Origin of the sequence: uncultured Bacteroides sp., assembly GCF_910578895.1 — a bacterium.
Taxonomy (GTDB): domain Bacteria; phylum Bacteroidota; class Bacteroidia; order Bacteroidales; family Bacteroidaceae; genus Bacteroides.
The window spans coordinates 38,865-63,555 of record NZ_CAJTSC010000010.1 but is presented as its reverse complement, the minus strand read 5'-3'; the positions used below and the strand labels follow the sequence as shown (position 1 = coordinate 63,555).

The 24,691-nt window shown below is 53.4% G+C and carries 21 protein-coding genes; 18 read left to right on the top strand and 3 right to left on the bottom strand.

Annotation, left to right across the window (positions count from 1 at the left end; genetic code table 11):
• Positions 1-4 precede the first annotated feature (4 nt).
• The 15 genes from QZ327_RS14395 to QZ327_RS04160 all read left to right on the top strand — a co-directional run bounded on the left by QZ327_RS14395 (position 5) and on the right by QZ327_RS04160 (position 17,949).
• Positions 5-1,498, top strand: a complete 1,494-nt coding sequence (locus QZ327_RS14395) for an RHS repeat-associated core domain-containing protein (protein ID WP_366143367.1) — start codon at positions 5-7, stop codon at positions 1,496-1,498.
• A 4-nt stretch (positions 1,499-1,502) separates the two neighbouring features.
• Positions 1,503-1,916: an NTF2 fold immunity protein gene (locus QZ327_RS04225; RefSeq protein WP_294617404.1), complete on the top strand. Its 414-nt coding sequence runs from the start codon at positions 1,503-1,505 to the stop codon at positions 1,914-1,916.
• 301 nt (positions 1,917-2,217) lie between these two features.
• Positions 2,218-4,125 (top strand): 1-deoxy-D-xylulose-5-phosphate synthase, encoded by a 1,908-nt coding sequence (gene dxs / locus QZ327_RS04220; RefSeq protein WP_294617402.1) that lies wholly within the window; start codon positions 2,218-2,220, stop codon positions 4,123-4,125.
• 76 nt (positions 4,126-4,201) lie between these two features.
• Positions 4,202-5,542, top strand: a complete 1,341-nt coding sequence (trkA, locus tag QZ327_RS04215; protein WP_294617400.1) for a Trk system potassium transporter TrkA — start codon at positions 4,202-4,204, stop codon at positions 5,540-5,542.
• Positions 5,543-5,709: 167 nt separating this feature from the next.
• Entirely contained in the window at positions 5,710-7,161 is a 1,452-nt protein-coding gene (locus QZ327_RS04210; RefSeq protein WP_294617398.1) for a TrkH family potassium uptake protein, read from the top strand.
• Positions 7,162-7,569: 408 nt separating this feature from the next.
• On the top strand, positions 7,570-7,920 hold the full coding sequence (locus tag QZ327_RS04205) for an NADH-quinone oxidoreductase subunit A (RefSeq protein WP_294617396.1): 351 nt from the start codon (positions 7,570-7,572) through the stop codon (positions 7,918-7,920).
• Positions 7,911-8,501, top strand: coding sequence for an NADH-quinone oxidoreductase subunit B (locus QZ327_RS04200; RefSeq protein WP_294617395.1), 591 nt, complete (start codon positions 7,911-7,913; stop codon positions 8,499-8,501). Before QZ327_RS04205 ends, QZ327_RS04200 begins: the two co-directional genes overlap by 10 nt.
• A 32-nt stretch (positions 8,502-8,533) precedes the next feature.
• Positions 8,534-10,129 (top strand): NADH-quinone oxidoreductase subunit D, encoded by a 1,596-nt coding sequence (locus QZ327_RS04195; RefSeq protein ID WP_294617419.1) that lies wholly within the window; start codon positions 8,534-8,536, stop codon positions 10,127-10,129.
• Between the two features lie 50 nt (positions 10,130-10,179).
• Entirely contained in the window at positions 10,180-11,256 is a 1,077-nt protein-coding gene (nuoH, locus tag QZ327_RS04190; protein WP_294617393.1) for an NADH-quinone oxidoreductase subunit NuoH, read from the top strand.
• 59 nt (positions 11,257-11,315) lie between these two features.
• Positions 11,316-11,819 (top strand): 4Fe-4S binding protein, encoded by a 504-nt coding sequence (locus tag QZ327_RS04185; protein ID WP_294617391.1) that lies wholly within the window; start codon positions 11,316-11,318, stop codon positions 11,817-11,819.
• A 32-nt stretch (positions 11,820-11,851) separates the two neighbouring features.
• Positions 11,852-12,364, top strand: a complete 513-nt coding sequence (locus QZ327_RS04180) for an NADH-quinone oxidoreductase subunit J (protein WP_294617390.1) — start codon at positions 11,852-11,854, stop codon at positions 12,362-12,364.
• Positions 12,365-12,630: 266 nt separating this feature from the next.
• Positions 12,631-12,939 carry an NADH-quinone oxidoreductase subunit NuoK gene (nuoK, locus tag QZ327_RS04175; protein ID WP_004289123.1) on the top strand — a complete coding sequence of 103 codons (309 nt, stop codon included), beginning with the start codon at positions 12,631-12,633 and terminating at the stop codon, positions 12,937-12,939.
• 4 nt (positions 12,940-12,943) lie between these two features.
• Positions 12,944-14,848 (top strand): NADH-quinone oxidoreductase subunit L, encoded by a 1,905-nt coding sequence (gene nuoL / locus QZ327_RS04170; protein ID WP_294617385.1) that lies wholly within the window; start codon positions 12,944-12,946, stop codon positions 14,846-14,848.
• Positions 14,849-14,990: 142 nt separating this feature from the next.
• Positions 14,991-16,472 (top strand): NuoM family protein, encoded by a 1,482-nt coding sequence (locus QZ327_RS04165; protein ID WP_294617383.1) that lies wholly within the window; start codon positions 14,991-14,993, stop codon positions 16,470-16,472.
• A 37-nt stretch (positions 16,473-16,509) separates the two neighbouring features.
• On the top strand, positions 16,510-17,949 hold the full coding sequence (locus QZ327_RS04160; protein WP_294617381.1) for an NADH-quinone oxidoreductase subunit N: 1,440 nt from the start codon (positions 16,510-16,512) through the stop codon (positions 17,947-17,949).
• A 1-nt stretch (position 17,950) separates the two neighbouring features.
• Here the strand turns inward: QZ327_RS04160 and QZ327_RS04155 are convergent, their stop codons facing one another.
• Positions 17,951-18,826, bottom strand: coding sequence for an AraC family transcriptional regulator (locus QZ327_RS04155; RefSeq protein WP_294617380.1), 876 nt, complete (start codon positions 18,824-18,826; stop codon positions 17,951-17,953).
• 674 nt (positions 18,827-19,500) lie between these two features.
• Between QZ327_RS04155 and uxuA the strand changes: the two genes are divergently transcribed.
• Entirely contained in the window at positions 19,501-20,679 is a 1,179-nt protein-coding gene (uxuA, locus tag QZ327_RS04150) for a mannonate dehydratase (protein WP_294617378.1), read from the top strand.
• A gap of 36 nt (positions 20,680-20,715) precedes the next feature.
• The gene (locus tag QZ327_RS04145) at positions 20,716-21,531 is read left to right on the top strand and encodes an SDR family oxidoreductase (protein ID WP_294617375.1); all 816 of its coding nucleotides are present in this window, start codon (positions 20,716-20,718) and stop codon (positions 21,529-21,531) included.
• A 63-nt stretch (positions 21,532-21,594) separates the two neighbouring features.
• On the opposite strand, the gene QZ327_RS04140 is transcribed toward QZ327_RS04145, so the two are convergent.
• Both QZ327_RS04140 and QZ327_RS04135 read right to left on the bottom strand, forming a co-directional pair.
• On the bottom strand, positions 21,595-22,599 hold the full coding sequence (locus tag QZ327_RS04140) for a DUF4435 domain-containing protein (RefSeq protein WP_294617374.1): 1,005 nt from the start codon (positions 22,597-22,599) through the stop codon (positions 21,595-21,597).
• 45 nt (positions 22,600-22,644) lie between these two features.
• Positions 22,645-23,487, bottom strand: a complete 843-nt coding sequence (locus QZ327_RS04135; RefSeq protein WP_294617372.1) for an AAA family ATPase — start codon at positions 23,485-23,487, stop codon at positions 22,645-22,647.
• 185 nt (positions 23,488-23,672) lie between these two features.
• Between QZ327_RS04135 and QZ327_RS04130 the strand changes: the two genes are divergently transcribed.
• A complete protein-coding gene (locus QZ327_RS04130) occupies positions 23,673-24,587 on the top strand; it encodes a DMT family transporter (protein ID WP_294617370.1) in 915 nt (304 codons plus the stop codon).
• The last annotated feature ends 104 nt before the right edge of the window (positions 24,588-24,691 follow it).

Below are 24,691 nucleotides of genomic sequence, written 5' to 3'. Positions count from 1 at the left end.
CAGTATGACGTGGCAGGTGGGTACGGAAGACGGTATGATAAGAGGATACAAGTTCGCTTATGACGGGCTGGACCGTTTGACGGAAGCCGAGTATGGAGAAGGGAGTTCCATAAACGGTAATCCGAATTTCTTTACTGAGAGGGTGACGGGTTATGACAAAAACGGTAATATCAAGGGGTTGCAACGTTACGGACAGACTTCTGCATCGGGATACGGCATGATTGACGACCTGACTTTCACGCTGAACGGCAACCGGTTGAGCCGTGTGGATGATGCTGTGACCGATTCCGTTTACAACGGCGGCTTCGAGTTCAGAGACGGCGCGAAGCAAGCAAATGAATACGCCTACGATGCGAACGGAAATCTAACCAAAGATTTAAACAGGAATATTGCTGATATTCAATATAATTGTTTAAATTTGTCAAGCAAGGTCACGTTTGGTGACGGGAACACCATCAGTTACGTGTATGCCGCGGACGGAACGAAACTCCGTACGGTGCATACAATAGGCGGTGCAGTCACCACAACGGACTATTGCGGGAATGTGGTCTATGAAAACGGTATTGCCAAACTGCTGCTGACGGAAGTGGGTTATGTGACGCTTTCGGACAATGTTTACCACTATTACGTGAAGGACCATCAGGGAAATAACCGGGTGGTGGTAGACCAAAACGGTACGGTGGAAGAGACAAATCACTACTATCCGTTCGGTGGTATCTTCGCATCTTCAAGTAACAGTGTGCAGCCTTACAAATACAACGGCAAGGAACTTGATACGAAAAACGGGCTGAACTGGTACGACTACGGAGCACGGCATTATGATGCGGCGTTGGGAAGATTTACGACGGTTGACCCGATGGCGGAGAAATATTATCAGATAAGCCCGTATACGTATTGCGGAAACAATCCGATACTCTTTATTGATAAAAGCGGGATGGATTTCGGTCCCGGTGATTTGTTCAAGACTCCCAAGGAAGCGGCTAAAGATTGGGGCATGTATTATAACGGAGCATCCATCATCCGGAAAAGGGAAATGGGATCTTCCATTTATGAAGTCAGAAAAAAAGGTACGCTGGAAGGATATTCATATTCGGAAGCAAACATTTCGGATGGACATCAGACCACAGTAAGCGGACCCTCTAACGGTGAAAAGATTGTGGCAACAATTCACTCTCATGGGAATTACGACGGGACTTTTTTAGATAAAGATGGAAAAATAAAATATGTGAAGGATAACATTTTTTCTCATTCGGATTTATCCAATAATAGGCAAAAAGAAATGACAGGTTTTTTAGCCACTCCCAATGGAAGTTTGTTAGAGCATAATCCTAAAACAGATAAAATAGATGTTATTTCTACGGGATTGCCAAGTGATCCTAACGCCCCCTCACGTAAGAATAGGATAGAACCGCAGGATAACATTAAGTTGCAACAAACAATAGATGACCAGAAGAATATTTTAGAGGAATTGTATAATGTTATTAAAAATCTATTTTGAACGTATGAAGAAACTTTTATTTGTCGCATTGCTACTCTTACTGATGGTAAGCTGTTCAAGAAAAGGGAGTAATACCCCTTCCGACTACGTTGTGGACACTACACTCACAAGGTATTATCCTGAAGTTTTTGATTCTCTTTCGACTTATATTCCAAAACATTGGTCCGGTGATGAAGTTCCCACTGCGGAAATAGCATACAAAGTAGTGGAACCTATGATAAAAGAATTCTTAGGGGAAAAGGAAATGAATAACCAAAAGCCTTTCAGAATTAACCAGGTTGATAGTGTTTGGTATATCATGAGTTCTTTTCCTGACCCTATAACCACAAAAGAAGGCATAATTTGGGGAGGACGCACAGTTTATATAGAAATCAGGAAAAATGATGGTAGAGTTATAAGTTTCGTTGTTGACCCCTAATCAGATAAGGTAATTTATGAAACAACTGCAATTTTGATAAAACACTCCCGAATCAAGATAATTACAGTTAAAATGATTTCCTGCTTATATCACTGTATATGGGCAGGAAATTTTATATATGGCAACTGGTAAAGTTAGAAGAGGAATAGGCTACATGAGGACACGACTACAAAAAAGTACGAGAAGATTTTAATATAATGCCACATGAATTTACAGTAAAAAGTACAAGGAATTTACAGGTCTTTTTATCGCAATCCGTTTTCTTTTGTTATTTTTGCATCTTGTAATCTTCAGCACAGTGATGAAAACAGAAGCAACAACATATAACTTGCTTGATTCCATTTCCTATCCGGAAGACCTGCGCAGACTGAGTGTGGAGCAACTCCCGGAGGTTTGCGAAGAATTAAGGCAAGACATCATCCAGGAACTTTCGCGCAACCCGGGACATTTCGCTGCCAGTTTGGGCACGGTGGAACTGACCGTTGCGCTGCACTATGTCTACAATACGCCCTACGACCGCATCGTATGGGACGTGGGACATCAGGCATACGGGCATAAGATGCTGACCGGACGCCGCGAGACGTTCTGCACCAACCGGAAGTTCAAAGGCATACGCCCCTTCCCCACTCCGGCGGAGAGCGATTACGATACCTTTGCCTGCGGACATGCTTCCAATTCCATATCGGCAGCCCTGGGCATGGCCGTTGCCGCAGCCAGGAAAGGGGAGACAGAGCGCCGTGTAGTGGCGGTCATCGGCGACGGAAGCATGAGCGGCGGCCTTGCCTTCGAGGGGCTGAACAATGTTTCGTCCACCGCCAACAACCTGTTGATTATCCTCAATGACAACGACATGGCGATAGACCGCAGCGTAGGCGGCATGAAGCAGTACCTGTTCAACCTGACAACCTCCAACCGCTACAACCAACTGCGCTTCAAGGCATCGAAGATGCTGTTCAGGATGGGCGTGCTGAATGAAGACAGGCGCAAGGCGCTGATTCGCTTTGCGAACAGCCTGAAGTCAATCGCCGCCCAGCAGCAGAATATCTTCGAGGGGATGAACATACGGTACTTCGGTCCTATAAACGGACACGACGTAAAGAACCTTGCACGCATCCTGCGGGACATAAAAGATTTGCAAGGACCTAAAATACTCCACCTGCATACCGTAAAGGGCAAAGGCTTTGCACCTGCCGAGAAAGACCCGGGCACCTGGCATGCACCGGGCAGGTTCGACCCCGAAACCGGAGAGCGCATCACTGCCGACACCGGCAACCTGCCGCCCCTCTACCAGACCGTATTCGGCGAGACGTTGGTGGAGCTTGCCGAGAAGAATCCGAAGATAGTGGGGGTGACTCCCGCCATGCCCACAGGATGCTCCATGAACATATTGATGAAGTCCATGCCCGACCGGGCGTTCGACGTAGGCATTGCCGAAGGGCATGCAGCCACATTCTCCGGCGGCATGGCAAAAGAGGGGTTGCAACCGTTCTGCAACATTTATTCGTCTTTCATGCAGCGGGCTTACGACAACGTGATACACGACATCGCCCTGCTGAGGCTGCCGGTAGTGCTCTGCCTGGACCGCGCCGGACTGGTGGGCGAAGACGGGCCTACGCATCACGGCGTGTACGACCTTGCCTACTTCCGTCCCATCCCGAACATGACCATATCCTCGCCTATGGACGAACATGAACTGCGCCGCCTGATGTATACGGCACAGTTGCCGGACAAAGGCCCGTTCGTCATCCGCTATCCGCGCGGACGGGGCGTGCTGGCGGATTGGAAATGTCCGCTGGAAGAGATTCCCGTAGGCAAAGGACGCAAACTGAAAGACGGCAAAGACCTTGCCGTCATCACCCTCGGCCCGATAGGGAACATTGCCGCACGTGCCATCAAGCGGATGGAAACGGAGAAAGGACTCTCCATAGCCCACTACGACCTGCGCTTCCTCAAACCGCTGGATGAGGAGTTGCTGCACGAGGCGGGACGCAACTTCAGGCGTATCGTCACCATAGAGGACGGCGTACGGGAAGGCGGCATGGGAAGCGCCGTGCTGGAATTCATGGCGGACAACAATTACACTCCGCACGTGGCGCGCATCGGCGTGCCCGACGCATTTATAGAGCACGGCACGGTGCAGGAACTGTATCGGCTGTGCGGGATGGATGAAGAAGGTATTTATCAATCAATTTGGAATTATGAATTTTGAATTTTGAATTAGCTGCGCTTGTTCCGCAGGGCAATTCAAAATTCAGAATTCAAAATTTAAAATTAAAAAAACAACCGTGAAGATAATCATTGCAGGTGCCGGCGCAGTAGGCACACACTTGGCAAAGCTATTGTCCCGCGAGAAACAGGACATCATATTAATGGACGACAACGAAGAACGGCTGAGCACGCTCGGGAACAACTTCGACCTGATGACCGTCACCGCATCGCCCACTTCCATCAAGGGACTGAAGGAAGTGGGAGCAGGAGAAGCCGACCTCTTCATCGCCGTGACGCCCGACGAAAGCCGGAACATCACTGCATGCATGCTCGCCACCAATCTCGGTGCGGTAAAGACCGTAGGGCGCATCGACAATTACGAATACCTGTTGCCCAAAAACAAGGAGTTCTTCCAGAAGTTGGGAGTGGACTCGCTCATCTATCCGGAAATGCTTGCGGCAAAGGAGATTGTGTCTTCCATCCGCATGAGCTGGGTGCGCCAATGGTGGGAGTTCTGCGGCGGCGCGCTGATTTTGATAGGTGCCAAGATGCGCGAGAAAGCGGAAATCCTGAACATCCCCCTGCACCAGCTGGGCGGACCGGAACTGCCCTACCACGTGGTAGCCATCAAACGCGCAAGCGAAACCCTGATACCGCGCGGCGATGATGTGATAAAGCTGCACGACATTGTCTATTTCACCACTACCCGCAAGTTCGTCCCGTATATCCGCAAGATAGCGGGCAAGGAAGATTATGCCGATGTGCGCAATGTAATGATTATGGGCGGAAGCCGCATCGCCGTGCGCACGGCACAATACGTCCCCGACTACATGCAGGTGAAGATTGTGGACAACGACCTGAACCGGTGTAACCGCCTGACCGAGCTGTTGGATGATAAAACAATGATTATCAACGGAGACGGGCGCGACATGGACCTGCTTATCGAGGAAGGGCTGAAGAACACCGAGGCTTTCGTGGCACTGACCGGAAACTCGGAGACAAACATCCTCGCCTGCCTGGCGGCAAAGCGCATGGGGGTAAGCAAGACCGTGGCGGAAGTAGAGAACATAGACTACATAGGCATGGCGGAAAGCCTTGACATCGGAACAGTAATCAACAAAAAGATGATTGCCGCCAGCCATATCTACCAGATGATGCTGGATGCCGACGTGAGCAACGTGAAATGCCTGACCTTTGCCAACGCCGACGTGGCGGAGTTTACCGTGAAGCCCGGCTCAAAGATAACCAAACACCAGGTGAAAGACCTCGGACTACCCAAAGGAACCACAATCGGCGGACTGATACGCAACGGCGAAGGTGTGGTGGTTATGGGTAACACGCAAATATTGCCCGGCGACCATGTGGTGGTGTTCTGCTTGGGCATGATGATTAAGAAAATAGAGAAGTACTTTAATTAATTTTGAATTATGAATTTTGAATTTTGAATGGGCTGCGCTGTTCGAAGGGGAATAAATATGAAAGGCAATAATTCGAAAGATAATGATCTGAAAAGCAATAATCTGAAAGATAATAATCCGAAAGGCAATTCAAAATTCATAATTCAAAATTCATAATTCAAACAACTGTGATCAAGTTTAAGACAATCATACGGATTATCGGCATCCTGCTGCTGCTGGAAACAGTCATGTTGCTGGCATGCTCGGCAATATCGCTCTATTATAACGACGATGCGCTGCTGGACTTCTGGAAATCGGCAGGCATCACGGCGGGAGCGGGCATGCTTATGGTTATCGCCGGAAAAGGCAGCGACAAGCAGCTGACCCGCCGCGACGGCTATGTGCTGGTCAGCCTTGTGTGGGTGATTTTCTCTATTTTCGGCATGCTGCCTTTCTATCTTAGCGGGCACATCCCCGACATCACGAATGCTTTCTTCGAAACCATATCCGGCTTTACCAGCACAGGAGCCACCATACTGGACAACATAGAGACATTGCCTCCCGGACTGCTGTTTTGGCGCAACATGACGCAATGGATAGGCGGACTGGGGATTATCCTGTTTACCATCGCGGTGCTGCCCATCTTCGGGGTGAGCGGGCTGCAGGTGTTTGCCGCCGAGGCAAGCGGTCCCACACACGACAAGGTGCACCCGCGCATCGGCATCACAGCCAAATGGATATGGAGCATCTATACCGGACTTACGCTTATCCTTGTAGCCCTGCTGATGCTGGGCGGCATGAACTGGTTCGATAGTATATGCCATGCCTTTGCCACTACGGGAACCGGAGGGTTCTCTACCAAACAGGCGAGCATAGCGCACTACAATTCCCCTTACATAGAATACGTTATCTCGCTGTTCATGTTCATTTCCGGCATCAACTTTACGCTGCTACTGTTCTTCGTCAACCGGAAATTCAAAAAGATTATCGACAATGCCGAGTTGAAATGGTATTTCTGGTCGGTAGCCGGCTTTACCGCCATCATCACCGTTATCCTCTATCATACCAGTGCGGTGGGTGTGGAAGAGGCTTTCCGTAAAGCGTTGTTCCAGGTCATATCCCTGCACACCTCCACCGGTTTTGCCACAGACGACTACATGCTGTGGACGCCCATGCTTTGGGGATTGCTGACCGTGGTGATGCTGATGGGGGCATGCGCGGGCAGCACCACCGGCGGAATAAAATGTATCCGGATGGTTATCCTTGCCAAAGTATCGCGCAACGAGTTCAAACATATCCTCCACCCCAACGCCGTATTGCCGGTGCGCGTAAACAAACAGGTGATATCCCCTTCCATCGTCTCCACCGTGCTGGCATTCTTTTTCTTATACGCCATTATCAGCATCGTCAGCATATTGATAATGATGGAAATGGGGATAGGAACCAAAGAGTCTGTGGGCTGTGTCATATCCAGCATCAGCAATATGGGTCCCGGACTGGGTGAGACGGGACCGGCATACTCATGGAACGCCCTGCCCGATGCAGCAAAGTGGCTGTTGGCATTCCTCATGCTGCTGGGACGCCTGGAGCTGTTCACCGTCCTGCTCCTGTTCACCCCTGAGTTCTGGAAGCGGAACTGACGCGCGACCGGTCGCGGTTAGAGCCATAAGCCGGAAGTTTGAATCAGGAGGAGTCAGAGGAAGCTATCGCCTTTCGTGCCCGGAACCGGAAGCCGACACGGGGAGTGCAGTGTTTAAATGAAAAAAACGTGAGGCGGACAAGAGCCTTTCCGAAGAAAATCGCGAATGATTGTCCGCATAACTCGGGACAGGCTCTTAAGTATAAAAAGTGTAAAAACTACCTTTTTTTGTCATGTGGAGATAGCAGCTTGAGAGAGAGTTGTTATATCTTTGCACCCCGAAAGCGACACATCCTGCCACTTTATCACCGCATTTGTTGCAGTGCGCCTATATTTATATAAGTACTGATGATTAATTATCTTATAAACTGATTGTAAATATATACTTATCTAAAATCTTATCGGATTTATGAACTTTACGTTGTTAGTAGTCGTCCTGTTGACGGCAATTGCGTTCGTGGGCATCGTCATCGCATTGTCCAATGCGATAGCTCCCCGTTCGTACAACACACAGAAGATGGAGCCGTACGAATGTGGCATCCCCACGCGCGGCAAATCATGGATGCAGTTCCGGGTAGGCTACTATCTGTTTGCCATCCTGTTTCTGATGTTCGAGGTGGAGACGGTATTCCTGTTTCCGTGGGCAGTCATCACACGCGAGTTCGGGGCAGCCGGGCTTTTCAGCATTTTGTTTTTCCTTGTCATATTGATTCTGGGCCTTGCATACGCCTGGAGGAAAGGAGCTTTGGAATGGAAGTAACGAAGAAACCCAACATAAAATCCATCCCTTATGAGGAGTTTACAGACAACGAGACGTTGGAGAAACTGGTCCGGGAGCTTAACGCCGAAGGCGCCAATGTGGCTCTCGGCGTTCTGGACGATTTCGTCAACTGGGGACGCAGCAACTCGCTGTGGCCGCTTACGTTTGCAACAAGCTGTTGCGGTATCGAATTCATGGCCCTCGGCGCGGCGCGTTATGACATGGCGCGCTTCGGGTTCGAAGTAGCCCGCGCCAGTCCGCGCCAGGCAGACATGATTATGGTGTGCGGAACAATCACCAACAAGATGGCACCGGTGCTGAAGCGCCTGTACGACCAGATGGCGGACCCCAAGTATGTGGTAGCCGTAGGCGGTTGCGCCGTCAGCGGCGGTCCGTTCAAGAAATCCTATCACGTTGTCAACGGAGTGGACAAGATTTTGCCGGTAGACGTATACATCCCGGGATGTCCTCCCCGCCCCGAAGCATTCTACTACGGAATGATGCAGTTGCAACGCAAAGTAAAAATAGAGAAATACTTTGGTGGAGTAAACCGAAAAGAAGAGAAAAACGGTGACGAGTGACCGGCACCCGCCACCCCCATCAAACGCTATAAATTATGGAAATAAGATATATAGAACCCGCAGCCTTGCACGACGAAATGCTGCGCCTGCGGCAAGAAGAACAGATGGACTTCCTGGAATGCCTTACCGGCATGGACTGGGGCGAACCTGACGCCGACAAAGACACTCCCGATACTCCCCGCGGGCTTGGCGCGGTCTATCAGCTGGAGTCTACGGTCACCGGCAGGCGGATTGCGGTACGTACCGCCACCCTCGACCGCGAACACCCCGAAATCCCCTCCGTGTGCGATATCTGGAAAGCCGCCGACTTCCTGGAGCGTGAAGTATTCGACTTCTACGGCGTGGTTTTCATCGGGCATCCCGACATGCGACGCCTCTACCTGCGCAACGACTGGGTGGGCCACCCGCTGCGCAAAGACGACGACCCGGAAGCACAGAACCCGCTGCGCATGGACAATGAGGAGACCATCGACACCACTACCGAGTTGAAACTCAACCCGGACGGAACGGTAAGGAACAAAGAGTCGCAACTCTTCGGCGACGATGAATATGTGGTGAACATCGGACCGCAACACCCCGCAACCCACGGCGTAATGCGCTTCCGCGTATCGCTGGAAGGCGAGACCATCGAGAAAATCGATGCCAATTGCGGATATATCCACCGGGGCATCGAGAAGATGTGCGAAAGCCTGACATACCCGCAGACGCTGGCGCTGACCGACCGGCTGGACTATCTGGGCGCCCACCAGAACCGCCATGCCCTGTGCATGTGCATCGAAAAGGCCATGGGCATAGAGGTGAGCGAGCGCGTGCAGTACATCCGCACCATCATGGACGAGCTGCAACGCATAGACTCCCACCTGCTTTTCTACTCCTGCCTGGCAATGGACCTCGGCGCGCTGACCGCATTCTTCTACGGCTTCCGCGACCGCGAGAAAATCCTGGATATCTTTGAAGGGACTTGCGGCGGACGGCTCATCATGAACTACAACACGATTGGCGGCGTGCAAGCCGACATCGCTCCCGACTTCCAGAAGAAAGTAAAAGCATTCATTCCCTACCTGCGCGGCATCCTGCACGAATATCACGATGTGTTTACGGGAAACATCATCGCGCAGCAACGCCTGAAGGGCGTAGGCATCCTGTCACGCGAAGACGCCATAGCTTTCGGCGCCACCGGCGGCACAGGCCGTGCCAGCGGCTGGGCGTGCGATGTGCGCAAGCGCATGCCTTACGGCGTATATGGCAAGACGGACTTCAAAGAGATTGTACGCAACGAGGGCGACTCCTGGGCACGCTACCTCATCCGTATGGATGAAATCATGGAAAGCCTGAAAATCATCGAGCAGCTGATAGACAACATCCCCGAAGGCGCATACCAAGAGAAGACGAAACCGATTATCCGCGTGCCCGAAGGCAGCTACTACGCCGCCGTAGAAGGCAGCCGCGGCGAGTTCGGCGTGTTCCTTGAAAGCCGTGGCGACAAAACGCCCTACCGCCTGCACTTCCGCAGCACGGGGCTTCCGCTGGTGTCTACCGTAGACACGATATGCCGCGGCGCAAAGATTGCCGACCTTATCGCCATCGGCGGAACCTTGGACTACGTAGTGCCGGATATCGACAGATAATGACCAATTATGTGCAGATGAATGTGCATTAACACATTAAAAACAAGATTATGTTTGACTTTAGTATAGTAACCAATTGGATTCACCGGCTGCTGACCTCTCTCATGCCGGAAGGGTTGGCGGTGTTTCTCGAATGTGTGGCGATAGGCGTATGCATCATCCTGATGTATGCGGTGCTTGCCATCATCCTTATCTACATGGAGCGCAAGATATGCGCTTTCTTCCAATGCCGCCTCGGCCCGATGCGCGTAGGAAAATGGGGATTGCTCCAAGTGCCCTGCGACGTCATTAAGATGCTGACCAAGGAAATCATCGACCTGAAATTCTCCGACAGGCTTCTCTATAACCTGGCGCCCTTCATGGTCATTATCGCCTCGTTCCTCACATTTGCCTGCCTGCCCGTCAGCAAGGGGCTGGAAGTGCTGGACTTCAATGTGGGCGTCTTCTTCCTGCTTGCCGCTTCGAGCATCGGCGTGGTAGGCATCCTGCTTGCCGGCTGGAGCTCCAACAACAAGTTCTCGCTTATCGGAGCCATGCGGAGCGGCGCGCAAATCATCAGCTACGAACTATCCTGCGGACTGAGCATCCTGACAATGGTGGTGCTGATGGGCACGATGCAGTTCTCCGAAATCGTAGCCGCGCAAGCCGACGGATGGTTCATCTTCAAAGGACACATCCCCGCCGCGATAGCTTTCATCATCTACCTGATTGCAGGCAATGCGGAGACCAACCGCGGCCCGTTCGACCTGCCCGAGGCGGAAAGCGAGCTGACAGCGGGTTACCATACGGAATACTCCGGCATGGGTTTCGGTTTCTTCTACCTGGCGGAGTTCCTGAACCTGTTCATCGTGGCAGGCATAGCCTCCACCATCTTCCTGGGTGGCTGGATGCCGCTGCACATTGCCGGGCTGGACGGCTTCAACGCGGCAATGGACTACATTCCGGGTTTTGTGTGGTTCTTCGGCAAGGCATTCTTCGTGGTATTCCTGCTGATGTGGATAAAGTGGACATTCCCCCGCCTGCGCATCGACCAGATTCTGAACCTCGAATGGAAATACCTGGTCCCCATCAGCATGGTGAACCTGATTTTAATGGTATTGACCGTAGTATTGGAACTGCATTTCTAAATCCGGCACAGCACCGGAACAGGACTTTCCTACGGATAAACTCAATAAAGACAAAAGCAATGAAAGACAACAACTCTTACATAGGCAGCCTTGTACACGGCATCGCATCCCTGCTGACGGGCATGAAAACCACGATGGCCGTTTTCTGCCGGAAGAAAACCACCGAACAGTATCCCGAAAACCGGAAGACGCTGATACTCTCCGAACGCTTCCGGGGCACGCTGGCAATGCCCCACAACGGGCAGAACGAGCATCACTGCATTGCCTGCGGTCTGTGCCAGACGGCTTGCCCCAACGACACCATCAAGGTGACAAGCCGGACGATAGAAACGGAAGACGGCAAGAAAAAGAAAATACTTGCCACGTACGAATACGACCTCGGCTCGTGCATGTTCTGCCAGCTTTGCGTCAACGCCTGTCCGCACGGAGCCATCACCTTCGACCGTAACTTCGAGCATGCCGTGTTCGACCGCAGCAAACTGGTGTTGACCCTGAACCGTCCGGGCAGCCGTGTAGAAGAGAAGAAGAAACCCGCCGCTCCGCAGCCCGAAGCGGTCAAGTAACCAATCACTTATAACCAACAGCAATCAACAACATGGAATTTAATCTTGAAACAATAGTATTTTACTTCCTTGCGGCTTTCATCACCGTCTTCTCCATACTGACGGTAACCACCCAGCGCATGGTACGCTCCGCCACCTACCTGCTGTTCGTACTGTTCGGCACGGCAGGCATCTACTTCCTGCTGGGATACACTTTCCTCGGTTCCGTGCAGATTATGGTGTATGCAGGGGGCATCGTCGTGCTCTACGTGTTCTCCATCCTGCTCACCAGCGGCGAAGGCGACATGGCAGGAAAACTGAAACGCAGCAAGTTCCTTGCCGGACTGGGCACCACCATAGCAGGGGCCGTCATCGTACTGTTCATAACCCTGAAACATAAATTCATCGCCACCACCGATGTAGAGCCCCTCGAAGTCAACATCAAGACCATCGGGCACCACATGCTGAGCGGCGACAAATACGGATACCTGCTGCCTTTCGAAGCCGTCAGCATCCTGTTGCTGGCATGCATCGTAGGCGGACTGTTAATAGCACGTAAACGATGAAGAGTTTCAGGATTTCAGAGTTCAGATTTTAGATTTCTGATTTGGCTACGCTGTGTGAACCGGCTGTATATAACAGCCACATAGAGTACATATTGAATAATAGAATATATGTACGGCATCATAAAGTCGAAAGTCGAAAGTCGAAAGTCAAAAGTCGAAAGTTGAAAGTTGAAATCTGAAATCTGAACTCCAGAAATCTAAAATTATAAGGTTCTAAAGTTTGAAATCTAAAATCTGAAATCTGAAATTTAAAACTTCTTCTCCACATGATTCACATGGAATACTACCTGATAGTCTCTGCTATCATGTTTTTCGCCGGCATCTACGGGTTCTTTACCCGCCGCAACACGTTGGCGATATTGATTTCAATCGAGTTGATACTGAACGCCACGGACATCAACTTCGCGGTATTCAACCGTTTTCTGTTTCCCGGCGGACTGGAAGGTTATTTCTTCTCCCTGTTCTCCATTGCTATCTCGGCAGCCGAAACAGCGGTGGCAATCGCCATCATGATCAACATCTATCGTAACATACGTTCCATCCAGGTAAACAAGCTGGACGAACTCAAATGGTAATAATATGGAATATACGATTCTAATCCTTCTTCTTCCTTTGCTCTCGTTCCTTGTGCTGGGACTGGGCGGCAAATGGATGTCGCACCGCACCGCCGGACTTATCGGTACGGCTGCGCTGGGTGTAGTGGCGATGCTCTCCTACCTCACCGCCATACAATATTTCACCGCACCCCGGCAGGCAGACGGCACGTATGCCGTGCTGATGCCCTACAACTGCACATGGTTACCTTTCACGCCGTCGCTCAGCATCGATTTGGGCATCTTGCTCGACCCCATATCGGTGATGATGCTCATTGTCATCAGCACCGTTTCATTCATGGTGCACCTCTACTCCTTCGGCTACATGAAAGGTGAGCGCGGCTTCCAACGCTATTATGCTTTCCTCTCGCTCTTCACGATGTCCATGCTCGGGCTGGTGGTGGCAACCAACATCTTCCAGATGTACCTGTTCTGGGAGTTGGTGGGCGTCTCTTCCTACCTGCTGATTGGTTTCTACTACACGAAACCCGCGGCAATCGCCGCCAGCAAGAAAGCGTTTATCGTGACCCGCTTTGCCGACCTGGGCTTCCTGATAGGTATCCTGGTCTATGGCTACTACGCCGGAACGTATACCTTCCAGCCCGATGAAATGGCGCTGCTGAAAGGCGGTGCCGCCATGATTCCGTTGGCGTTGGGACTGATGTTCATCGGCGGTGCGGGCAAGAGCGCCATGTTCCCGCTGCACATCTGGCTGCCCGATGCCATGGAAGGTCCTACGCCGGTCAGCGCACTGATTCATGCCGCCACAATGGTGGTGGCAGGCGTATATCTGGTGGCGCGCATGTTTCCGCTGTTCATCGGCTATGCCCCCCAAGTGCTGCACCTCGTGGCATACGTAGGCGCGTTCACCGCACTCTATGCCGCCGCTGTGGCGTGCGTGCAGAGCGACATCAAGCGCGTGCTTGCCTTCTCCACCATTTCGCAGATAGGCTTTATGATGGTGGCGCTCGGCGTATGCACTTCCACCGACCCGCACGAAGGCGGATTGGGCTATATGGCAGGCATGTTCCACCTGTTTACGCACGCCATGTTCAAGGCGCTGCTGTTTCTCGGTGCGGGCAGCATCATCCATGCGGTACACAGCAACGAAATGTCCGCCATGGGCGGGCTGCGCAAGTACATGCCGGTCACGCACATCACTTTCCTGATAGCCTGCCTTGCCATTGCCGGCATCCCCCCGTTCTCGGGCTTCTTCTCCAAAGACGAGATACTGACGGCATGCTTCCGGTTCAGCCCCGCGATGGGCTGGATTATGACAGTGATTGCCGCAATGACCGCTTTCTACATGTTCCGGTTGTATTACGGCATCTTCTGGGGAAGCGAAGCGAAGCTGGCGGACGGTGAGAGCCGCCACAGCCACACGCCCCACGAAAGCCCGTTGGCAATGACCCTCCCCCTGATGTTCCTTGCCGCAGTGACGGTGGTTGCCGGATTTATTCCCTTCGGACACTTCGTCAGTTCCAACGGCGAGGCATACGCCATCCACCTCGATTGGGGCGTTGCCGGTACAAGCATTGCCGTTGCCGTGGTCTCCATAGCGTGTGCCACTTACATGTATAAGGGCGAGAAACAACCGGTTGCCGATGCGCTTGCCCGCCGTTTCAACGGTTTGTGGACTGCCGCCTATCACCGGTTCTACCTCGATGAAGCCTACCAGTTCATCACCCACCGCATCATCTTCGGTTGCATCAGCCGCCCCATCGCGTGGTGGGACCGTCATGTGGTGGACGGCTTCTTCGATTTCCTTGCCTGGGGTGCCAACGCCGCCAGCGACGAGATACGCGGGCTGCAAAGCGGACGCATCCAGCAATACACGTTCGTATTCCTGCTGGGTACGCTGGTGCTGATACTGCTGCTACTTAACAGTTGATAGTTAATAGTCGATAGTTGGTAAATGACAGTCAACAGCTGACAGTTGATAAATGACAGTTAGTAGCTGACAGTTAGTAATTCACAATTAGTAGTTGACAATTGATAATTCTGAAATCTGAAATCATAAATCTGAAATCATCATGAACTTCTTATCCATATTTGTATTCATTCCCCTGCTGATGCTATTGGGGCTTTGGCTCAGCCGCAACATCGCGCAGATACGTGCGGTGATGGTGACCGGCGCATCGGCATTGCTCGTTGCCGCCGTGGGGCTGACCGTCGCCTACCTGCAAGCCCGCCAGGGCGGAGCCGCGGACGAAATGCTGTTCCGTGCGGACACCGCCTGGTATCCGGCGCTCAACATCCACTACTCCGTAGGCGTAGACGGCATTTCGGTAGCCATGCTGCTGCTCTCCGCCATCATCGTCTTTACGGGAACGTTCGCCTCCTGGCGCCTGCAACCGCTCACCAAAGAGTATTTCCTGTGGTTCACCCTGCTGTCGATGGGCGTATTCGGTTTCTTTATCTCCACCGACCTGTTCACCATGTTCATGTTCTACGAGGTGGCGCTCATCCCGATGTACCTGCTGATTGGCGTATGGGGTTCGGGACGCAAGGAGTACGCCGCCATGAAGCTGACGCTGATGCTGATGGGCGGCTCCGCTTTCCTGCTCATCGGCATCCTGGGCATCTACTTCGGCAGCGGCGCCACCACCATGAACCTGTTGGAGATAGCCCGGCTGCACAGCATCCCCGTCGAGCAGCAACGCATCTGGTTCCCGCTCACCTTCCTCGGCTTCGGCGTGCTGGGCGCGCTGTTCCCCTTCCACACCTGGAGCCCCGACGGCCACGCATCCGCACCGACTGCCGTATCCATGCTGCATGCCGGCGTACTGATGAAACTGGGCGGATACGGATGTTTCCGCATCGCCATGTACCTGATGCCCGAAGCCGCACAGGAGCTTGGCTGGATATTCCTCGTGCTGACGGGCATTTCCGTAGTGTACGGCGCGCTCTCCGCCTGCGTGCAGACCGACTTGAAATACATCAACGCCTACTCCTCCGTGTCGCACTGCGGACTGGTGCTTTTTGCCATCCTGATGATGAACCGCACCGCCTGCACGGGCGCGGTGTTGCAGATGCTGTCGCACGGGCTGATGACCGCCCTGTTCTTCGCCCTTATCGGCATGATTTACGGACGGACACACACGCGGGACGTGCGCGAGCTTAGCGGGCTGATGAAGGTCATGCCTTTCCTGGCGGTGTCTTACGTCATTGCCGGACTTGCCAACCTCGGGCTGCCGGGGCTCAGCGGTTTCGTTGCCGAAATGACCATCTTCAACGGCGCTTTCCAGCATCCCGACACCTTCCACCGCGCATGGACCGTCATTGCCTGCACAAGCATCGTGATTACCGCAGTCTACATTCTCCGCCTTGTGGGCAAAATCCTCTACGGCACATGCACCGACAAGCACCACCTGGCGCTGACCGACGCCACCTGGGACGAGCGCACCGCCGTCATCATCCTTATCGCCTGCGTGGCATGCCTGGGCATCGCCCCGCTGTGGATAAGCAACATGATCGGAGAGAGCGTCCTCCCCATAACCACCCTCTTCCAATAACCCATAATTCAAAATTCACAATTCATAATTCACACCCATGGATTACTCCCAATTTCTCCTAATGAAAGAAGAGCTGTCGCTGATAGCCGTTATCGTTATCCTGTTCGTAGCCGACCTCTTCATGAGTCCGGACGCGCATAAGAATGACGGCAAGCCGGTGCTGAACACCATGCTGCCCATCGCCCTGCTCATCATCCATACGTTCATCACCATTGTCCCCGGCGAGGCAGCCGACGCTTTCGGCGGCATGTACCACAACCAGCCGATACAGAGCATCGTCAAGTCCATTCTCAGCGTGGGCACGCTCATCGTCTTCCTGATGGCGCACGAGTGGATGCGTCTTCCCGATACGGCAATCAAGCAGGGCGAGTTCTACGTGCTGACGCTCTCCACGCTCTTAGGCATGTATCTGATGATTTCCGCCGGTCACTTCCTGATGTTCTTCATCGGGCTGGAGACAGCCAGCATCCCGATGGCGGCGCTGGTGGCGTTCGATAAGTACCGCCACCACTCTGCCGAAGCGGGTGCCAAGTACATCCTTACCGCACTCTTCTCCAGCGGGCTGCTGCTCTACGGCATTTCGCTGATATACGGCACGGCAGGCACGCTCTACTTTGCCGACATCCCGGCACATCTGGACGGCAACCCGTTGCAGGTCATGGCGTTCGTATTCTTCTTCTCGGGCATGGGATTTAAAATCTCGCTGGTGCCCTTCCACCTGTGGACGGCAGACGTTTACGAAGGCGCCCCGAGCACGGTAACCGCCTATCTGAGCGTCATATCCAAAGGCGCTGCGGCGTTCGTGCTGATGACCATCCTCTACAAGGTGTTCGCACCGATGGCGGCACAATGGCAGGAAACGCTCTACTGGGTCATCATCGCCTCCATCACGCTTGCCAACCTCTTTGCGCTGCGCCAGGAGAACCTGAAACGGCTGATGGCGTTCTCCAGCATTTCGCAGGCGGGATACATCATGCTGGGTGTCATCAGCGGGACGTCGCTGGGCATGACATCGCTGGTGTATTATGTGCTGATTTACCTGTTTGCCAACCTTGCCGTCTTCACCGTCATCACGATAGTGGCGTTGCGCGCCCACAAGTTCACGCTGGAAGACTACAACGGACTGTATGCCACCAATCCCAAAGTGGCTTTCCTGTTGACGCTCTCCTTGTTCTCGCTGGCAGGCATCCCGCCGTTCGCGGGCTTCTTCTCGAAGTTCTTCATCTTTGCGGCGGCATTCCAAAGTGGTTTCCACCTGCTGGTGTTCATCGCGCTGGTCAACACGGTGCTGTCGCTCTACTACTACCTGAAGGTGGTAAAGGCAATGTACATCAACAAGAGCGATGAACCTATCCCCGCTTTCCGCAGCGACAATTACACACGTGCCGGACTTGCCGTCTGCACGCTGGGCATCGTGCTGCTGAGCATAGCCGGCGGGGTGTACCAGGCAATCGGGAAGGTTGCGTTCGGGATGTAAGCTATTTCATGATCTGGCTCCTGTACTGCGTAGGCGTCATCCCCGTCAGTTGCTTGAAGGTGCGGTTGAAGTGCGAAATGGCATCGAACCCGCACTCCACGGCTATCTGCGCCACCTCCATGTCGCCGATGGCGAGCAGCTTGCACGCGTAGCCTATGCGCATGTCCGCCACATATTGCAGGAAGGTCTTCTCCGTAGCTTCCTTGAAGAAACGGCAGAAGGCGCTGCTGTTCATATTCGCCATTTCCGCCATCTCGTCAAGCCTGAGGGGACGGGTGTAATTGCTGTTGATGAAAGAGATAATCTTATCAATCCGCTTGTTGCCCGCCGTGGGAAACTTTTCGTAGTAGCAGGGGCTTGCCAGTAGTTTCTTCGGGGCAGACACCGCCATCGCCTGCAGCAGTTCCAGCAATCCGGTCAGCTGGCAGAAGCCCTTCAGTCCGGGAAAGGCGGACAGCAGGCGGCGCACCGTGTCGCCGGCTTCGGCAGCGGCACGGAAGAGTACCCCCCGCTTGGCTTCCTCCAGCAGCAGCCGTATCTGGCGGAACTGCGGATAGCGGTCGAAAGAGTATTGCATGAAGTTCTCCTCGAACTGGATGATGGTGCCCTGCACCCGCAACAGGGGATTGCCGCCCTGATAAGCATCGTCGCTCCGCATGTAATGGGGCAGGTTGGGACCAAGCAGCACCACATCCCCCTCGGAGAAGCGCTCGATGCAGTCGCCCACGAAGCAAAGCCCGCCGCTTTTCTCCACATAGATTATCTCGTACTGGCTGTGGAAGTGCCAGGGATAGGAGAAGCGGTCGTAGTCGTAGCGACGCGCCTTTATCGGGTTGGACTCCGAAATCTGAAGTTGTTCGTTTATTAACTGTCTCATAACGCTGCCTGATGCGGGTGCGGCGCACATCTGCCTGCCCGCCGCCCAAAGATACGAATAATAAGAGCCTGTTTAAATTTTATCCGGCATTATTTTGAGGGTTCTTCACGGCTTTTTCATTTACAGGAGTTAGAGGAGTTAAAGGGAGTTATCAGCCGCCAAACCGGGTTAGAAGTTAAAACCGATACCTCTGCAACGATGTAATACACAAGAGTATCGGCTCTAACTCCTCTAACTCCCTTAACTCCTAATGAAGCGATGCGAAGTGATGACTCCTCTTAATTCCTGTAAATGAAAAAGCCGTGAGAGTTTCTTAGCAAGGATGTTTTTCAGTTTTCATGAGAAGCATAGCGGACTATGTAAAGGACTCCAAGTGTTCCCGGCAAGCCGGGAACGATTTCCCAACCCTTTGGGAAGGCAGTTCCAACAAGTGTGGAACAAATTCCCAGCTTGTTGGGAACAAAAGAAACTCCCGCCGCCCTTTCCGCCGGCACTGTGGCATGACACTTCAGACCGGCTACTCCCGCAAATGAAAAAGCCGTGCATGACCGGCAGAACTGCCCGATATATGCAAATATCCGCAAACATCCTGCAAATATCCGTTCACATGCGAAGCGTTTTAGTGGCTATCTTTGCGGTAAACAATCATTTTAAATCATTAATACGAAAGAAGTATGGAAAAGACCTGGAGATGGTTTGGCAAGAAAGACAAGATAACGCTCGATATGCTCCGGCAAATCGGCGTGGAAGGCATAGTCACCGCCCTGCACGATGTGCCCAACGGCGAAGTATGGACCGAAGAGGCTATCGGCGACCTGAAGCGTTACATCGAGTCGCACGGCTTGCGATGGTCGGTCGTGGAGAGCCTGCCCGTGTGCGAGGCAATCAAGTATGCCGGACCGGAACGGGAACAACTGATAGAGAACTACAAGGTGAGCCTTGCCAACCTGGGCAAGTGCGGCATAAAGACCGTGTGCTACAACTTCATGCCCGTCATCGACTGGATACGCACCGACCTGCAACACCCTTGGGCGGACGGCACCTCGTCGCTCTACTTCGACCGGATACGCTTCGCCTATTTCGACCTGCGCATCCTGCAACGCGAGGGAGCGGAACAGGACTATTCGGCAGAAGAGCTTGCCAAGGTGGCGGAGCTGGACAAGACCATCACCGAAGCCGAGAAAGAGAACCTCATCGACACGATTATCGTAAAGACGCAGGGCTTCGTGAACGGCAACATCAAGGAGGGGGACAAGAACCCGGTAAGCATCTTCAAGCGCCTGCTGGCACTGTACAAGGGCATCGACCGCGACGCGCTGCGCGAAAACATGCGCCATTTCCTTGCCGCCGTGATGCCGGTGTGCGAGGAGTATGGCGTGAACCTATGCGTGCACCCCGACGACCCGCCTTTCCAGGTATTGGGACTGCCGCGCATCGTCACCAACGAAGAGGACATCGCATGGTTCCTTCATGCCGTGGACAATCCGCACAACGGGCTGACCTTCTGCGCCGGCTCGCTCAGCGCGGGAGAGCATAACGACACCCGCGAGCTTGCCCGCCGGTTCGCCTCGCGCACCCACTTCGTGCACCTGCGCAGCACCGCAGCCATGCCGGGCGGAAACTTCATAGAGAGTTCGCACCTGACGGGACGCGGGCACCTCATCGACCTTATCCGCATCTTCGAGAAGGAGAACCCCGCCCTGCCGATGCGCGTGGACCACGGACGGATGATGCTGGGCGACGAGGACAAGGGATATAATCCCGGCTATTCGTTCCACGGACGCATGCTGGCACTGGCACAGGTGGAAGGCATGATGGCGGTGGTACAGGATGAATTGGGGAACCGTATATAAACTCTAATAAATAAGCAAGAAAGGAGAAAGAAAACTATGAACGAACAATTCAGTATTGCAGGTAAAGTAGCGGTCATCACCGGAGCAGGTGGTGTGCTGGGCGGCAGCATTGCCAAGAGTTTCATGCAGCAAGGCGCCAAAGTGGTGGCGGTAGACATCCGCCAGGAACAGCTGGACAAGCGTGTGGAAGAACTGAAGGAATATGGTGAAGACGTTATCGGCATCGTGGGCAACGTGCTGGACATCGCCAGCCTTGAGCAGCTTGCCGACGACATCGTGGCAAAGTGGGGACGCATCGACATCCTGCTGAACATTGCCGGCGGAAACATGCCGGGCGCCACGCTGGCTCCCGACCAGCACTTCTACGACATGGACATCGCCTGCTGGGAAAAGGTGACCAACCTGAACATGAACGGCACCGTCTATCCCTCTTTGGTATTCAGCAAAGTGATGGCAAAGCAGGGCAAGGGATGTATCGTCAACGTATCGTCGATGGCGGCTTACAGTGCCATCACCCGCGTTCCGGGCTACTCGGCAGCCAAGACCGCCGTTGCCAACTTCACGCAGTGGCTGGCAAGCGAACTGGCGCTGAAATACGGCGACGGCATCCGTGTCAACGCCATTGCCCCGGGCTTCTTCATCGGCGACCAGAACCGCGCCGTGCTCATCAACCCGGACGGCTCACTGACCGACCGCAGCAAGAAGGTATTGGCAAAGACCCCGATGAAGCGCTTCGGCGACATCAACGAGCTGAACGGAGCCGTACAGTTCCTGTGCAGCGATGCCGCCAGCTTCGTTACAGGCGCACTGCTGCCTATCGACGGCGGATTCAGTGCTTTCAGCGGAGTGTAAGGCATGACACTGTTCCATAAAGTGTAGAGGAGAGTGCCGCGTTTTCCTTTCAGGCAAAGAGCGTCAGAGCCTCTCCCTCTCAAGAAACTCCCGTATATCCTCCCTCAGCCATTGATAAAGATAGAGGTTCTTGTAGCCGCTGTTTTTCCTCAGCATGACGCCTACGTCAATCTGGCTGTTCTCATAACCCGTCAGCTCGTTGCGCAACTGCTCGTCGTGCCCTGCCAGGCGTTTAATCTCCTGCTCGCGCTCGCGGCGAAGCAACGTGCAGACGGGTATCAGCAACTTCAGCACCACGCAATCCATGATGTGATGCCCCTGCATATACAGATAAGTGTTGTCGGGCATCAGCCCCAACTTCCGCAACTCCTCTCCCAGCCGGTCCACATGCTCGATGTGCTGCGGAAAGCGGGTTTCCAGTTCGGACAGCTTGGCGGACACCGCACGCTGCATGGCGTCCAAAGCACCGTCGGGATGCCGCAGGTTCACCTCACGCAAACGGACGCAGGAGTGGAAATCGTACATGGGGAATGTGTGCGTGTCGTGCAGGCGGTAGAACCACACGTTCCACAGGAACAGCGGATAGGCGATTTGCGAATAGCGCTTCAGGAAAGCGGGGAAGTCGAGGACGGAGCGGTCGTTCAGCGTTGCCTGCACGCACACCTCATGAAGGCTTTCGGCAAAGCAATGGAAGTTCTCGATGGCGTATCCGTAGGTCTGGAAAATGTAAGGGTTGCGGTTTATCTTCCGCGACACATCGGTGGCGCCCTGCAACAGGAAGTCGTAATCACTGTCCACACAGGCTATCAGGCTACGCCCCAGCTCTGCGGTATTGAGCGTGTTCATCAGCACCATCTTCTTGCCCTTCGCCAACGAGGTGGCGGAGGGAAGCATCACCTGGAAATAGCGCTCCTCATTTTCAAACTCGGCCAGGAGAGTACGCCAGAAGGCGATATCGTCATAGCTTTCCACATACGCCACAATGCGCCTGCGCCTTTTCTGCGAGGAGAATTTACGGGCGGCGTCCAGGTAGGCGGAAGTCAGGTTATGTCGTAGGGTTGTTGCCACGGGAGAAGAGAAGGGGAAAAGGAATTTTGAATTGTGAATTTTGAATTATTCTTTTTTTGGGGGGCAGGGGATGGCGGTTGAGATATCTTCCACTTCGGTCACCGCATCGAGCCAGCCTTCCATGATTACGGCGGGCGAATGGGTGGTGAGGATGAGCTGCACGTTCGGGTTGAGCTGGCGTATCATGCCGATAAGCTTCTGCTGCCATTCGATGTGCAGGGAAGCTTCCGGCTCGTCCATGAAGAGCACGCAGCGGTCGCCATCGCGCACAAGGACCGTCAGCAGGATTACGAGCATCTGTTTCTCGCCGGACGAGAGTTTATGGGGCAAGAGACGTTCGCCGTCCTGGAAGAAGGCGATGTCGTTGCTCTTGCGGTCTATCTTCTTGCGGGTATAGCCGAACAGTTCGTCAACCATGTCCTGAAACTTCCGTTTCGGCACGGACAGCATCGGGGCAAGGCTGCGCTGCTCCTCGTCGCCGCTCAGCAGCTCAATCATCTTGTTGCCGATGTTCACCTGGTAGTCGAGGTAGCGGCGCTGAAGCAGATAGAGTTGCCAGTCCAGTTCGGACTTGACGTTGGGATCTGCCATGCGGGCGGTGAAGTCGCCCATGACGAGGGGACGGTCGTAGCTGCGGATTACATCGTAAGGGATGAAAGTAGCTTCGGGATTATCGAAAAAGATGCGTACGCCGTTCTTCTCGTCACTCTTCACCTCGCCAGTGGTCTGTTCCAGATAGCCCACCGAGCGGTTCAGGATGGTGGTCTTCCCTACTCCGTTGATGCCGGAAAGTATGTTGACATCGGAGCGCAGCTCCCAGGCGATGTCGTACCGATGCCACAATCCGTATATCTCGATGCGTTTGATGTAATTGGCTTGTACTTCCATAGTGTGTCTCTATATATTCGTGTCACAAATATAAAGAAAGAGATTGGGAATTTAGTTACCTTTGCGGCGTTTTTCACGACAATCAATGGAGTTTATACCGAACAGGAAACAGGACGACCGGAAATCAGCGCCCTGAAACCTTATTCGATATATTGTCTAACCATCAATACCTGTATTTTCGCACTATGAACAAGAACCTGCAAGGGCATCTGTTTGCCCTGACCGCCAACATCCTGTGGGGGCTGATGGCTCCTATCGGCAAATCCGCATTGGCGGAATTTTCTCCCTTGTCCGTCACCACTTTCCGCATGGTGGGTGCGGCGGGCTGTTTCTGGCTGCTCTCGCTGTGCTGCAAACGCGAGCAGGTAGACCACCGGGATATGCTGAAGATATTCTTTGCCGCACTTTTTGCGCTGGTGTTCAACCAGGGAATCTTTATCTTCGGGCTGTCCATGACTTCCCCCATCGACGCTTCTATCGTCACCACAACCCTGCCCATCGTCACCATGATTGTAGCGGCTGTCTACCTGAAAGAGCCCGTCACCAACAAGAAGGTACTGGGCATCTTCGTGGGGGCAATGGGCGCGTTGATACTGATTATGAGCAGCCAAGGCACCGGCAAGGGCAGCAACGGCAGTATCGTAGGCGACCTGCTGTGTCTCATCGCGCAGGTCAGTTTCTCCATCTACCTCACCGTGTTCAAAGGGTTGTCGCAGAAGTACTCGCCCATCACGCTGAACAAATGGATGTTTGTCTATGCCTCCATGTGCTACATTCCTTTCTCCTACCACGATGTGGCGGCAATCCGTTGGGAAGAGGTCTCCGCCCCGGCACTGTGGCAGATAGGCTACGTGGTGGTGGGCGGCAGTTTCCTGGCATATATCTGCATCATGACGGCACAACGGCTGTTGCGCCCCACGGTGGTGAGCATGTACAACTATATGCAGCCAATCGTGGCGTCCGTCGTTACGGTCGTCATCGGCATGGCTACGTTCAATCTTGAGAAAGGGATTGCCATCGCACTGGTGTTTCTCGGCGTGTACATCGTCACGCAAAGCAAATCGCGCAAGGACTTCGAGAGAGAGGGAAAGGAAGTGTAGCTTTTTCTTGACAAACGGAAGAGAAAATGCATCGCCCGGCGGAACTGTTCCGGTTCGGTCGGGGAACGGTCAAGCGCCTCTCATACACAAGAGTATCGGCTTTA

What these genes read in the sequence shown, in the direction of transcription:
- QZ327_RS14395 (WP_366143367.1), top strand. Translation starts at nt 5, where the DNA reads ATGACGTGGCAGGTGGGTACGGAAGACGGTATGATAAGAGGATACAAG.
- QZ327_RS04225 (WP_294617404.1), top strand. Translation starts at nt 1,503, where the DNA reads ATGAAGAAACTTTTATTTGTCGCATTGCTACTCTTACTGATGGTAAGC.
- dxs (WP_294617402.1), top strand. Translation starts at nt 2,218, where the DNA reads ATGAAAACAGAAGCAACAACATATAACTTGCTTGATTCCATTTCCTAT.
- QZ327_RS04205 (WP_294617396.1), top strand. Translation starts at nt 7,570, where the DNA reads ATGAACTTTACGTTGTTAGTAGTCGTCCTGTTGACGGCAATTGCGTTC.
- QZ327_RS04200 (WP_294617395.1), top strand. Translation starts at nt 7,911, where the DNA reads ATGGAAGTAACGAAGAAACCCAACATAAAATCCATCCCTTATGAGGAG.
- nuoH (WP_294617393.1), top strand. Translation starts at nt 10,180, where the DNA reads ATGTTTGACTTTAGTATAGTAACCAATTGGATTCACCGGCTGCTGACC.
- QZ327_RS04185 (WP_294617391.1), top strand. Translation starts at nt 11,316, where the DNA reads ATGAAAGACAACAACTCTTACATAGGCAGCCTTGTACACGGCATCGCA.
- QZ327_RS04180 (WP_294617390.1), top strand. Translation starts at nt 11,852, where the DNA reads ATGGAATTTAATCTTGAAACAATAGTATTTTACTTCCTTGCGGCTTTC.
- nuoK (WP_004289123.1), top strand. Translation starts at nt 12,631, where the DNA reads ATGATTCACATGGAATACTACCTGATAGTCTCTGCTATCATGTTTTTC.
- nuoL (WP_294617385.1), top strand. Translation starts at nt 12,944, where the DNA reads ATGGAATATACGATTCTAATCCTTCTTCTTCCTTTGCTCTCGTTCCTT.
- QZ327_RS04165 (WP_294617383.1), top strand. Translation starts at nt 14,991, where the DNA reads ATGAACTTCTTATCCATATTTGTATTCATTCCCCTGCTGATGCTATTG.
- QZ327_RS04160 (WP_294617381.1), top strand. Translation starts at nt 16,510, where the DNA reads ATGGATTACTCCCAATTTCTCCTAATGAAAGAAGAGCTGTCGCTGATA.
- QZ327_RS04155 (WP_294617380.1), bottom strand. Translation starts at nt 18,826, where the DNA reads ATGAGACAGTTAATAAACGAACAACTTCAGATTTCGGAGTCCAACCCG.
- uxuA (WP_294617378.1), top strand. Translation starts at nt 19,501, where the DNA reads ATGGAAAAGACCTGGAGATGGTTTGGCAAGAAAGACAAGATAACGCTC.
- QZ327_RS04145 (WP_294617375.1), top strand. Translation starts at nt 20,716, where the DNA reads ATGAACGAACAATTCAGTATTGCAGGTAAAGTAGCGGTCATCACCGGA.
- QZ327_RS04135 (WP_294617372.1), bottom strand. Translation starts at nt 23,487, where the DNA reads ATGGAAGTACAAGCCAATTACATCAAACGCATCGAGATATACGGATTG.
- QZ327_RS04130 (WP_294617370.1), top strand. Translation starts at nt 23,673, where the DNA reads ATGAACAAGAACCTGCAAGGGCATCTGTTTGCCCTGACCGCCAACATC.